The 12956-nt window shown below is 45.7% G+C and carries 12 protein-coding genes; 11 read left to right on the top strand and 1 reads right to left on the bottom strand.

The window, feature by feature from the left end; all coding sequences use genetic code 11:
• Positions 1-18: 18 nt before the first annotated feature.
• The 5 genes from uvrA (at position 19) to Q0K03_RS01815 (ending at position 6710) form a co-directional block, all read left to right on the top strand.
• A complete protein-coding gene (uvrA, locus tag Q0K03_RS01795) occupies positions 19-2841 on the top strand; it encodes an excinuclease ABC subunit UvrA (RefSeq protein WP_297237175.1) in 2823 nt (940 codons plus the stop codon).
• Positions 2842-2845: 4 nt separating this feature from the next.
• The gene (gene hprK / locus Q0K03_RS01800; protein ID WP_297237116.1) at positions 2846-3823 is read left to right on the top strand and encodes an HPr(Ser) kinase/phosphatase; all 978 of its coding nucleotides are present in this window, start codon (positions 2846-2848) and stop codon (positions 3821-3823) included.
• Positions 3801-5258 carry a prolipoprotein diacylglyceryl transferase gene (gene lgt / locus Q0K03_RS01805; RefSeq protein WP_297237118.1) on the top strand — a complete coding sequence of 486 codons (1458 nt, stop codon included), beginning with the start codon at positions 3801-3803 and terminating at the stop codon, positions 5256-5258. The genes hprK and lgt overlap by 23 nt, the downstream gene beginning before the upstream one ends.
• The gene (trxB, locus tag Q0K03_RS01810; RefSeq protein ID WP_297237120.1) at positions 5234-6148 is read left to right on the top strand and encodes a thioredoxin-disulfide reductase; all 915 of its coding nucleotides are present in this window, start codon (positions 5234-5236) and stop codon (positions 6146-6148) included. Before lgt ends, trxB begins: the two co-directional genes overlap by 25 nt.
• A 61-nt stretch (positions 6149-6209) precedes the next feature.
• On the top strand, positions 6210-6710 hold the full coding sequence (locus Q0K03_RS01815; protein ID WP_297237122.1) for a PocR ligand-binding domain-containing protein: 501 nt from the start codon (positions 6210-6212) through the stop codon (positions 6708-6710).
• Positions 6711-6758: 48 nt separating this feature from the next.
• Here the strand turns inward: Q0K03_RS01815 and Q0K03_RS01820 are convergent, their stop codons facing one another.
• On the bottom strand, positions 6759-7604 hold the full coding sequence (locus Q0K03_RS01820; RefSeq protein ID WP_297237124.1) for a patatin family protein: 846 nt from the start codon (positions 7602-7604) through the stop codon (positions 6759-6761).
• Between the two features lie 113 nt (positions 7605-7717).
• Between Q0K03_RS01820 and Q0K03_RS01825 the strand changes: the two genes are divergently transcribed.
• The 6 genes from Q0K03_RS01825 (at position 7718) to Q0K03_RS01850 (ending at position 12914) form a co-directional block, all read left to right on the top strand.
• Positions 7718-8041, top strand: coding sequence for a cyclic-di-AMP receptor (locus Q0K03_RS01825; RefSeq protein ID WP_297237126.1), 324 nt, complete (start codon positions 7718-7720; stop codon positions 8039-8041).
• Between the two features lie 86 nt (positions 8042-8127).
• Positions 8128-8514 (top strand): transcriptional repressor, encoded by a 387-nt coding sequence (locus Q0K03_RS01830; RefSeq protein WP_297237128.1) that lies wholly within the window; start codon positions 8128-8130, stop codon positions 8512-8514.
• A gap of 11 nt (positions 8515-8525) precedes the next feature.
• Complete coding sequence (rbr, locus tag Q0K03_RS01835) at positions 8526-9059, top strand: rubrerythrin (protein ID WP_297237130.1); 534 nt, start codon at positions 8526-8528, stop codon at positions 9057-9059.
• 82 nt (positions 9060-9141) lie between these two features.
• Positions 9142-9945, top strand: coding sequence for a mannose/fructose/sorbose family PTS transporter subunit IIC (locus Q0K03_RS01840; protein ID WP_297237132.1), 804 nt, complete (start codon positions 9142-9144; stop codon positions 9943-9945).
• Between the two features lie 64 nt (positions 9946-10009).
• Complete coding sequence (gene purD, locus Q0K03_RS01845; RefSeq protein WP_297237134.1) at positions 10010-11242, top strand: phosphoribosylamine--glycine ligase; 1233 nt, start codon at positions 10010-10012, stop codon at positions 11240-11242.
• 1 nt (position 11243) lies between these two features.
• Positions 11244-12914, top strand: coding sequence for a formate--tetrahydrofolate ligase (locus Q0K03_RS01850; RefSeq protein WP_297237136.1), 1671 nt, complete (start codon positions 11244-11246; stop codon positions 12912-12914).
• The last annotated feature ends 42 nt before the right edge of the window (positions 12915-12956 follow it).

The following is a 12956-nucleotide window of genomic DNA, read 5'->3' on the forward strand; positions in this document are numbered from 1 at the left end:
ACAAAGCAGGTGATGATGATGGAAAAGAAGACGATCTCAATCAAAGGAGCTCGTGAAAACAATCTTAAAAATATAGACCTTGAGATCCCAAGAGATAAATTGGTGATCATGACGGGTGTCTCGGGAAGCGGCAAGACCAGTCTTGCCTTTGATACGATCTATGCCGAAGGACAAAGGCGTTATATGGAATCGCTGTCGGCCTATGCCCGGCAGTTTTTAGGCAACAGTGAAAAACCGGATGTCGATCAGATCGACGGTTTATCTCCGGCCATTGCGATCGATCAAAAGACAACGTCAAACAATCCTAGAAGTACGGTAGGAACCGTTACGGAGATCTACGATTATCTTCGACTGATGTATGCCCGGATCGGGGTGCCGTATTGCCCGCATCACAATGAACCGATCACTGGCTCTACGATCAAGGAGATGATCGATCGGATCATGGAACTGGAAGAGGGAACGCGGTGTACGATCTTGTCGCCGGTGGTTTCTGGAAAAAAGGGAACACATAAAGAATTGATCGAGAAACTGATCAAGGAAGGGTATGTTCGTATTCGTCTGGATGGACAAATCGTATACCTGGAAGAAGTGGAGACTTTAGAAAAGAATAAAAAACACAACATCGATGTCGTGGTGGACCGTATCGTGAAATCCGACAACCGTTCCCGGTTTCACGATTCTTTGGAGACCGCTTTGAAACTGAGCGATGGAATGGCGATATTGCTGACGCCAAAGGAAGAAATCCTTTTTTCCAGCAATTACGCCTGTAAGATCTGCGGATTCAGCGTTCCTAAACTGGAGCCGAAACTGTTCAGCTTTAATGCGCCTTTCGGGGCGTGTCCGGAGTGTAAAGGCTTAGGCATTACCCAGAAGGTGGATGTTCAGCTTTTGATCCCGGATCCATCGCTTTCGATCGCCCAAGGCGGGATCCGATATTATAAAAATATCGTAAATACGGAGAATCTGGAGTGGCAAAGGATGCAGGCCTTGATCGATTTCTACAAGATCGATATCCATACGCCGATCAAAAACCTTCCAAAAAAGGATCTTGACCATATCTTATACGGTTCGGATGTTCCGATTGCCTATCAGCTTCATTCGCGCGGCGGGATTCATCAGACCAAAAATGAATATATCGAAGGGGTGATCCCGATGATCGAACGCCGTTATATGGAAACCAACTCGGCCATGTCCCGCGACTGGTATGGTTCTTTTATCGCCGATGCACCTTGCCCTGTCTGTCATGGGGCCCGTTTGAACCAGCAGGCATTAAGCGTTCGGGTCGGCGGCAAAAACATCTATGAATGGACCCGGATGTCCATTAAAGAAGCATTGGAGTTTATGAACGACCTGAAATTGACCCCTATGCAGGAAAATATAGCGCATCTGATCATTAAGGAGATCAAAAGCCGTCTGGAGTTCTTGAATCATGTCGGATTGAATTATTTGACGCTGGACCGTTTGGCTTCTACGCTCTCCGGCGGGGAAGCTCAGCGAATCCGTCTTGCGACGCAGATTGGTTCTCGTTTGACCGGTGTCATGTATGTATTGGATGAACCAAGCATCGGACTTCACCAAAGAGATAATGACCGCCTGATCTCCGCTTTAAAGGAAATGCGGGATCTTGGCAATACTTTGATCGTTGTGGAACACGATGAAGATACCATGAGAGCCAGTGATTATATCGTCGATGTTGGGCCGGGGGCCGGGATCCATGGAGGCCAGATCGTTGCGGCGGGAACACCGCAGGAGATCATGGACAATGCGGATTCGATCACCGGTGCTTATTTGAGCGGAAGAAAGCGCATCGAAGTACCTTTAAAACGCCGCAAAGGAAACGGAAAGAAATTAAGGGTCGTAAAAGCGACGCAGAACAATTTAAAAAATGTAACAGTGGATTTCAAACTCGGAACACTCACCGTTGTCACCGGTGTTTCCGGATCGGGGAAATCCAGTCTGGTAACCGAAGTGCTGACGCACGGGGTACAAAATGCCCTGGGACGTTTACGGATCAAGCCGGGTGCCTGTAAAGAGATCAAGGGATTGGAAAACATCGATAAGATCGTTGAGATCTCCCAGGATCCTATTGGCCGGACCCCGCGAAGCAATCCGGCGACCTATACGGGGGTATTTGACGATATCCGCGATTTGTTTGCCCAGACCAAAGAGGCAAAGATGCTGGGATACGATAAAGGAAGATTCTCCTTCAATGTAAAAGGGGGACGCTGCGAAGCCTGTCAGGGTGATGGGATCTTACGGATCTCGATGCATTTCCTTCCGGATGTCTATGTTCCCTGTGATCAGTGTGAAGGAAAGCGTTATAATGAAGAAACTCTGCAGGTGACTTATAAAGGAAAAAATATAGCGGACGTTTTAGATATGACGGTGGAAGAGGCGCTCGACTTCTTCGGCAATGTTTCCAAGATCCGTCATAAGCTTCAAACGTTGTATGATGTAGGTTTGTCTTATATTAAATTAGGTCAAAGCGCGACAACGCTCTCGGGCGGAGAGGCTCAGCGTGTCAAACTGGCCAGTGAACTGCAGAAGAAGGCGACAGGAAAAACATTGTTTGTGCTGGATGAACCGACAACAGGGCTTCACAGTGACGATGTGAAGAAACTGATCGAAGTTCTTCAGCGGCTTGTGGATCATGGTGACACGGTCATTGTGATCGAACACAATCTGGATGTGATCAAATGTGCGGACCAGATCATCGATATTGGTCCTGAAGGCGGACAGGAAGGCGGAACGATCTTAGTGAGCGGGACGCCGGAACAAGTGGCCGCCTGCAAGCAGAGTTATACAGGAAGATACTTAAGGCCTTTACTGGAAAGGAAGTGAAATCATGCCGCAAGAAACACAGCCAACGATCAGCGTTAGAGATTTGGCCGCAAAATTCGCATGGGAGCAAGTAACAGGAGACGAAAACAGTCTGAAAAGACGGCTCGTCACCGCGGAAACCAACCGTCCCGGGCTGGAATTGACGGGTTATTTTCCCAATACAGTAGCCAAACGATTAACGATTTTAGGCGATAAAGAAATTCTATATATTGACCAGGAAATGGATGAAGTTTCACAGCGAAAAAGCTTTGAATTTTTAACCGGGGAGAATACTCCGGCCATTGTGATCGCCCATGGACACCAGTGTCCGCCGATACTGGCCGAAATTGCGATCCGTAAAAACTTTCCCATCTTTAAAACAGCGGTGGAAACCGCGCATACGATCGTAAATGTGACCAACTATCTGGATGAAAGACTGGCTCATTCCATCATTATCCACGGCGAATTGATGCAGATATATGGAGTTGGGGTCATGATCACCGGAGATTCCGGAATGGGGAAAAGCGAGATTGCTCTGGAATTGATCAAAAAAGGACATCAGCTGGTAGCGGATGACCGCATTGACTGTTATCGGATCCATAATGTTCTGGTAGGAAGAACCCCAAAGATGTTAGAAGGATTTATGGAACTTCGAGGAGTCGGCATCATCAACATCGGCCGTATGTATGGCGTAGGGGCCTTTGCCCATCAGACCAATATCGATTTTCAGATCGAACTGGTTTCTTTTGACGGAGAAGAAGAATACGACCGTGTCGGGATCGAAGAGAAAGAGTACTCTGAGATCATGGGCGTCAAGATCTTGAAGATGCGTATCCCGGTCAGCGGCGGCCGTCCGATGTCTGCCATCATTGAAACCGCGGTGACCAACTATCTTCTGCTTCAGGATGGATTTGATTCTGCCAAGGAATTTGAAGAGATCGTACTGAAAAAGATCGCTGAGAACAAGGAAGGTAACGACGATGAGTCTGTTTCCGGATACTAAGGTGATCCTTTCCTTTGGCGGATTTCATATTACCTGGTATGCCGTACTGATTTTGACCGGCGTGATCATTGCCTATATTCTGGCACAAAAGACGGTAAAAAAGTGGGGGTATTCCAGTGCGCTTTTAGAAGATTACGTGATTCCGATGATGGTTTTGTCGATCTTGGGCGCAAGAGCGTATTATGTGATCTTTGAATGGGATTTTTACAGTTCCCATCCCGATCAGATCCTTGCCATATGGAATGGCGGCCTGGCCATCTATGGCGGATTGATCGTAGGCGTTCTTTACAGTGTTTATTATTTTAAAAAGCGAAACGTCAGCATTCTTAGAATGTTTGATGCGATCATGCCCGGGGTCATGGTGGCCCAGGCTTTTGGCCGCTGGGGCAACTTTATGAATCAGGAAGCCTTTGGGAAGATCGTCGATGAAAGTTACTTTGATCTTTTTCCGGGCTTCATCAAAGACCAGATGTATATTCAGGGGGCCTATAGAGAACCAACATTCTTATATGAAAGCATGGGCAATATCTTAGGCTTTCTTTTTATCTATTTTATTTTCCGGAAGAAGTTTTACCGCCATCGCGGGGACTGCGGTTTTATGTACTGTGTCTGGTATGGGGCTCTGCGCTTTTTTGTCGAAGGGCTTCGCACCGATTCTTTGATGATAGGACCGCTCCGGGTATCGCAGCTGGTATCCATCGTGATCATTGGGATCGGTATCCTGGGATTAAGCGGCATCCTGCACAAGCTTTTTCACTGGTATAAAAAACCCGTTCTTCTTTTTGATCTGGATGGAACGCTGCAGGATTCAAAACATCTTGTATTTGAAACGTTTAAAGAAGTTTTCCATAAGTTAAAACCGGACCTTGTCTTAAGTGAAGAAGAATTGTATTCCTTTTTTGGACCGACATTGGAAGAAACGTTTGGCCGCTACTTCAAACCGGAAGATATCGAAAACGTGATCGAAGAATACCAGAAGATCAATCGAAGACTCCATAACGATCTTTTGAAAGCCATGCCGGGCGCTTTTGAGACCGTTTCGACATTGAAGGAACAAGGATATGCGATGGCAGTGGTATCCAACAAGCGGATCGCGGTCGTACAAATGGGATTAAAAGCGGTGGGACTGGAACCCTACTTTGATATAGTGCTGGGAAAAGAACAGCTTCCGGAACCTAAACCGAGTCCTTCCGGACTTTTGAAAGCATGTGAGTTGATGAAAACGGGACATGATGATGTAATCTATGTAGGCGACAACGTGACAGACATTGTCTGTGCCAAAAATATGGCCGCCTATTCGATTGGTTTCAGTAACGATCCTTATCAAAGAGAAAAACAAGCCAAGGCCCATCCGTGTGCCCAGATACAGGATCTTAGAGAACTGATAGAACTTTGTAAGGAGGAAAAAGCATGGAGCGACAATACGATTTGGTAATCATTGGAGCCGGGCCAGCCGGCATGGCAGCCAGTGTGTATGGATCCCGCGCAGGATTAAAGACATTGTTGCTGGATAACGGCGCACCGGGAGGAAAACTGATCAAAACGCATAAGATCTCAAACTATCCGGGAGTCAAAGAACTGGCTGGTGCCGATTTGGCGATGCAGATGTTTGAACAGGCCACTTCATTCGGGGCGGAATATGCCTATGGTGATGTGGAGAAGGTAGATGCGGATAAAAAAGTGTATTTAAGCGATGGCACGGTGATCGAAGCCAAAGCGGTCCTGGTGGCCACAGGAACAAGGGAAAGACTGTTGAATATCCCAGGGGAAAAGGAAAATATCGGCAAAGGGGTATCTTTTTGTGCAGTGTGTGATGGAGCGTTCTTCAAGGATAAAGAAGTCGTTGTGATCGGCGGCGGCAATTCCGCTTTGGAGGAAAGCCTTTATTTAACACAGTTTGTCAAAGGATTGACCATCGTGATTCGAAGAGATGTCTTCCGGGCCGAAAAGCGAATCCAGGATCAAATCGAAGCCAATGAGAAGATCAAAGTCATCGTGAAACACATTCCTAAGGAAATTTTGAGCGAAAATGGAAAGGTTTCCGGAATCGTTTTGGAAAATGTAGAGACCAAAGAAACAAGGACCTTGGATTGTCAGGGTATTTTCCCATATATCGGACAGGATCCTATGACGGCGTGTTTGGAAGGGCTGGATGTATTGGATCCGAAAGGATATGTGATCGTGGACAAGAATATGGAGACCAAGATCCCGGGTATCTATGCGGCCGGGGACGTGATCCAGAAAGAACTTCGCCAGGTCGTGACGGCGACCAATGACGGAGCCATCGCCAGCCAGCATGCGTTTCACCAAATCACCGGAATTTAGTATGTAAAGGCTTTCGTTTTATATGAAAAAATGCTTTAATATAAATATCGAGGTGAGTCATATGAACGCAATGGATGCAATCAATAAAGCGATGAACGCTTATCATGAGATCACAGGACTGCATAGCTATTTTGTACAGAATGAAGCGGATATCGTCAGTGCCAGTGCCAAGGAAAAAAATTTTTTCTGTAAATGTTTAAAGACCAGCACATCGGCCTTGAAACACTGTGATGAATGTACGGTGGAAAATTATACTCAGGCTCTTCAATCCAACAAAGTGCAGACGTATTCCTGTCATGCGGGACTTGTCAAATGGTCCGTTCCTGTCAACATCAAAGGTTTGAAAGGCGTCATCATTTCGGAAGGTGTTATTTCCAAACAGCAGGTGGAGGAAAGTCAGGACTGGATATCTTATCTGTCAGAAAAATACAATGTATCAAAGTCGATCTTATTGGAGAATTATAATCAGGTCGTACAAATGACAGAGGAACAAGTGGATCGAACCATTCAGCTGTTCCAGGATATTCTGTCTTATTATGCATCGACGGTGGACGAAGACTAAACGGATGATTCATCCGTTTTTTTTGTGTTTGATGATAAAAAAGATGCATCACGCATTTAAATAAGCGTAAAGTGCATCTTTTAAAGCTTCCATATCCTGATATCCGGTTTCGTATAAGCGTTCCAATTTTACGGGGTCTTGTTCCAGCCGTCCTACATCATGAGTGTCGCTGGGATAGATGACAAACAGTTTTCCTTCCTGTTCCCACTGTTCCATTTTTTCAACCTCTTCATTGTAGCGGAAGTGACGATTTTTTAAGGCGTCGATCACATAAGGGTAGTCTTTGTACATCGTTTCGATCATCGGCATAAGTTTATTGGATGTTTTACGGTATCCTTTTGGCTTTGTCGATACGACCACGATCTTGTCATATCCTTTTTCTTTCATAAATTCAAAAGGAATCGAGTCTCCCAGTCCGCCGTCCAGCATTTTATGGCCGTCGTATTCAACGATCTTACTGACGATCGGCAAAGAAGCGCTGGCACGAATGTATTCCATGTTTTCCTGTATATGCGGGATCGGAACATAGAGTGTCTTTCCGGTTTCGCAGTCAAAACAAACGCAGTACATGCGTGTTTTTGAATTGTTGAAAGTTTTATAGTCAAAAGGATCGATTACATTGGGAATCTCGTCATAGATAAACTGTGCGTTGAACAAATCGCCGGTTTGAATCAGAGATTTGAACGAAAAACTTCTTTTGTCGACCAAATAATGAGCGCCGATCCGGATGGCTCGGCCTCGCTGTTCGCTGATCAGGCTGGTCGCATGACAGGCACCGGCACTGACGCCGATCACGCCGTCAAATTGGATCTTATGATCTAAAAAGAAGTCGATCGTGCCGCATGTATAGGCGCCGCGCATACCGCCGCCTTCCAATACCAAAGCTGTTTTCATGAAGCACCTTCTTTCTTTTGAGTACTTATTATACATCAATTTACCGGAAAAGAAAGTGTAGTGAACGATAGGGGATTAAGCTATAATAAATTTAAAGAAAGAAGGAACATACTATGAAATTGATTTTAGCGATCATGTCAAACGATGACAGTCCCACTGTCAGTTCAAAATTGAATAAAGCGGGGTATCAGGTCACAAAGCTGGCAACGACAGGCGGATTTTTAAGAGCGGGAAATACGACTTTGATCTGCGGATGCGATGATGACAAGGTGGATACGGCCATAGATATCATAGGAAAATATTCCAGCAAGCGGACCGAGATCGTTCCTAACACGGCGGGGTACGATATGTCCCATTTTGCCTCTTTTCCTTTAGAAGTACAGGTTGGCGGCGCCGTTATTTTCGTGTTGGATGTCGAACAGTTCTATAAAGTGTAGATTGGTTAGGGGGCACTTACCAAACTCTCTTGTTTTTCTTTAAATAAAGATATAAACTAAGAATGGTTCTTAGATAAGGAGACAAGATGCACAAGACTTCAATACAGAGGGAATGGATCTATGCCTACATGCAGGAGCACCCGGATCAGCATTTCAGTGCGGAAGAGATCTATGATGGACTGAACCAGGAAGGAAAAACGATATCGCTGGCTACGGTCTACCGGAATCTGAAGATCCTTCAGAACGAACATAAGATCACGAGCCTGATGTTGGAAAAGGGGAAACAGGTGTTTGATAAAACGTGCCGTCCTCATGATCATTTGATCTGTGTAAAATGTCATCGCGTATTCGATGTGGATATGCCTTACGACCGTTCCGTGGAACGAAAGGCTCAGGAAGCTCTGCAGCTTCCCATAGAATCACACGCGCTGACGTTGTATGGAACGTGTGCTCAATGTCTTAAGGAAAGGTAAGGTACAGGACAATGGAATTAAAAGGATCAAAAACAGAACAGAATTTACAGACGGCATTTGCCGGAGAAAGCCAGGCTCGTAACAAATATACTTATTTTGCGGAAGTTGCCCGCAAAGAGGGAATGAATCAGATCGCAGAAATTTTTGAAGAAACGGCCCGTAATGAACAGGAACATGCCCGTTTATGGTTTGAAGCTTTAGGCGGAATTGGTACAACCGCTGAAAACCTGAAAGCAGCTGCTTCGGGAGAAAACTACGAATGGACGACAATGTATAAAGAATTTGCCGACACAGCCCGTGAAGAAGGATTCACGAAGATCGCTTTCCAGATGGACAAAGTTGCGGAAATTGAAAAACAGCACGAAGAACGCTATATGAAGCTGTTGTCCAATGTGGAAAACGACAATGTGTTTGCCGGAGAAGAAAACGATACATGGATCTGTGGCATCTGTGGTTTCCAGTATACAGGGAAAAATGCACCAAAAGCTTGCCCGGTATGTGGATATCCTCAGGCTGTATTCAGAAAGCTTGCCAAGAATTATTAAGAATTTGCCTAAGACTTTTGTCTTGGGCTTTTTTTTAATGGGTAATCCCGATATAGTAGTATATATACAAAGAGGTGTTACTATGTCCGTGCTTACAATACTAGGGATCTTGATCGTTGCGTTTCTGGCTGGGGTCGAAGGGGTCTTGGATGAATTTCAGTTTCATCAGCCTTTGGTCGCATGCACTCTGATCGGAATCGTCAGCGGTTGTGTAAGAGAAGGAATCTTATTAGGCGGCAGTCTGCAGATGATGGCGTTAGGCTGGGCCAATGTCGGAGCCAGTGTAGCGCCGGATGTGGCCTTAGCTTCGGTGGCGTCTTCAATTTTGATGGTACACGGACTTCATAGTACGGTTCCTTCTGAATATGTGATCTCTTTATCGATTGCGATTGCGATCCCCCTTTCTGTCATCGGCTTGTTTTTGACCCGGATATGCCGCACCAAAGCGGTTTCCATCGTCAAAAAAATGGACCAGGCTGCTCTTCAGGCCGATTTTAAAGCAATCGAAAGATATCAGATTTCGGGCATCGTAATGCAGGGAGCCAGAGTGATGATTCCTTCTGTTTTCCTGGTGGCCATTCCTTCTGTGTGGATCGTTTCCCTGGTTCAGGCTCTTCCCTTGGTCTTTCTGGAGGGATTGAATGTGGCACGGGGACTGATTCCCAGCCTGGGCTTTGCGATCGTGATCAATGTTCTTGCTTCTAAAGAAACCTGGGCGTTCTTTGCGCTGGGGTTTTCCATTGCGGGCATATCTTCCTTGAGCTTGATTGGGATCTTTATTCTGGGAGCCAGCTTGATGTTGATCTATATTGTGTTGAAAAAAGGCGAAGAAGATACGCCGGATAAAGAACTTCATAAAAATCTGAAAGATGTATTGAATTCTTGATAATATTTGGTGAGTTGAAAAGGATTCATGATAAAATAATAAAATATAAGAAGGAGATTGATTCATGAAAATTCTAGTGATTGGTAAAGGCGGAAGAGAACACGCCCTGGCACATGCGTGCTCAAAGAGTGCTCTGTGCGATCGGTTGTATATGGCACCGGGCAACCCGGGGATGGCAAAACTTGGAACGTGTGTGGATATTTCCGATGGAGATGTCGAAGGACTGGTGTCTTTTGCGAAAGAGAAAATGATCGATTTAACGATCGTGGGTCCGGAAGCGACGCTGTCCAAAGGGGTAGTGGATGCCTTCCAGAAAGAAGGACTGAAGATCTTTGGTCCGACAAAAGCGGCCACGCAGGTGGAGTCCAGTAAAGATTTTGCGAAAAAAATCATGGCAAAATATCACATTCCTACAGCGTCCTATCAGACATTTGATCGTTATGAAGATGCCGTGGCCTATGTTAAGGAAAAAGGAGCACCTATTGTCATCAAGGAAGATGGCTTAAAGGCCGGAAAAGGGGTTACGGTTGCCCAGAAAATTTCGGAAGCTTTAGAAGCCTTGGAAGTGGCTTTTAGTCAGCCGGGCAATAAAGTAGTGATCGAAGAATGTCTGGTTGGTTTTGAATTCTCTTTGATCTGTCTGGTTCATAATGATCAGGTCGTTCCTTTGGAAATTGCCCAGGATCATAAATGTGTCAATGATGGTGATACCGGACCGAATACCGGCGGTATGGGCTCTTACAGTCCGGTCAAAAAAATCACGAAAGAAATCATTCAGAATACAATGGATACGGTCATGGTCCCTATGGCCAAAGCAATGATGTCGGAGGGCGTTCCTTTCACCGGTTTCTTATATGGCGGACTTATGTTGACAAAGCAAGGTGTTAAGGTCATTGAGTTCAATGCCCGTTTTGGGGATCCGGAAGCGGAAGTAATCTTGCCTAGACTGCAGAGCGATTTTGTACAGGCGATCCTGGATGTGATGGACAATAAAGAAGTGTCGTTGACCTGGTCCGACAAGGTAAGCCATGGTGTCGTTATGGCAAGCACGAATTATCCGGCTTCTTCGACAAAGGGTTCTCTGATTGAAGGGGTGGATCAAAGTGATGCCTTGATCTATCATATGGGAACAAAAGAAGAAGATGGAAAGCTGATGACCGATGGCGGCCGTGTTTTAATGGTCGTTACGTTAGAAGATACTCTGGAAGAGGCATTTGCCCATACATACAGAGAAGTGAAAAAGATTCATTGTAAAGATCTGTTCTATCGGCATGATATTGGAAAGAAGGATATGTAAGATGAGTAAATCAGATTTAGAGATCGCCCAGGAATGTGTGCTGGAGCCGATTGAAAAAGTCGCAGCGAAAATCGGGATCCCAGCGGATTCTTTGGAACATTACGGAAAATATAAGGCAAAACTTTCATTTGATTTTATCAAAGAACTGGAAAACCACGAGAACGGAAAACTGATCCTTGTAACGGCCATCAACCCTACGAAAGCCGGAGAAGGAAAGAGTACGACGACGGTTGGTTTGGGGGATGCCTTAAATCAGATTGGAAAAAAGACGATGATGGCTTTGCGCGAGCCAAGTTTAGGTCCGGTATTTGGCCTGAAAGGCGGAGCGGCCGGCGGCGGTTATGCCCAGGTTGTTCCCATGGAAGACATCAATCTTCATTTTACCGGAGATATGCATGCGATCACGACCGCAAACAATCTTGTATGTGCGATGATCGATAACCATATCCATCAGGGAAATGAATTGAATATCGATCCGGAGAAAATTACTTTCAAACGCTGTCTGGACATGAACGATCGAACCCTGCGGGATATTACGATTGGCCAGGGATCCAAAGCTAACGGAGTAGAACGCAAAGATGGATTCAATATCACGGTAGCCAGTGAAGTTATGGCTGCTTTGTGCCTTGCCAGTGATTTGATGGATCTAAAGAAACGCTTTGGAGAGATGCTGGTGGCATATACTTACGATGATCAGCCGGTCTACATCAAAGACTTGAAGTGCGAAGGAGCCATGGCGATGGTCATGAAGGATGCGATCCTTCCCAATATCGTTCAGACACTGGAACACAATCCGGTCTTGATCCATGGCGGTCCTTTTGCGAATATTGCCCACGGCTGTAACTCGGTCATTGCGACCAAAGCTTGTCTCCATTTGGCGGACTATACCGTTACGGAAGCTGGTTTTGGTGCTGATCTGGGCGCTGAAAAATTTCTGGATATCAAATGCCGTCTGGCTCATCTGCAGCCTCATGCGGTCGTGATCGTTGCGACGATCCGTGCCTTGAAACAACACGGCGGTGTGGCTTTTGAGGACTTGAAGGAAGAAAATGTGGAAGCTTTATTAAAAGGCTGTGAGAATCTTGCCAAGCACATTGATACGGTTCAACAGTTTGGGCTTCCGTATGTTGTCGCTATCAACCAGTTTGTTTCGGATACCGATAATGAAATTCAAGCTTTGGAAAACTGGTGTCAGGAAAACGGCCATCCGATGTCTTTATCTACGGTATGGGCCAACGGAGGAAAGGGAGCTATCGATCTGGCGCATAAAGTGGTTGAACTTTGTGAACAGGAAAATCATTACGCTCCATTGTACGATGTAGAGAAATCCATTGAAGAAAAAATCACGGTCATCGCCCAGAAAGTCTATGGTGCCGATGGTGTGGAATTTACCGAGGAAGCCAAAGAACAAATTGCCCTCTTCAACAAAAACGGATGGAACAAACTTCCAATCTGTATGGCCAAAACACAGATGTCGCTCAGTGATGATGGATCAATCATGGGGCGTCCGCATGGATTCAAGATCACGGTCCGCGAGCTTCGTCCAAGCTTAGGAGCCGGATTCATTGTCGCTTTAACTGGAAAAGTGCTCACCATGCCGGGCTTGCCGAAACATCCAAGTGCCTTGGACATGGATATTGACGAAAACGGTGTGATCACAGGATTATTTTAATCGAAGGGGCTGTTTATCAGCCTCTTTTTCATGGGAAGGTGA

The organism is uncultured Faecalicoccus sp., from assembly GCF_944327125.1.
Classification (GTDB): domain Bacteria; phylum Bacillota_I; class Bacilli_A; order Erysipelotrichales; family Erysipelotrichaceae; genus Faecalicoccus.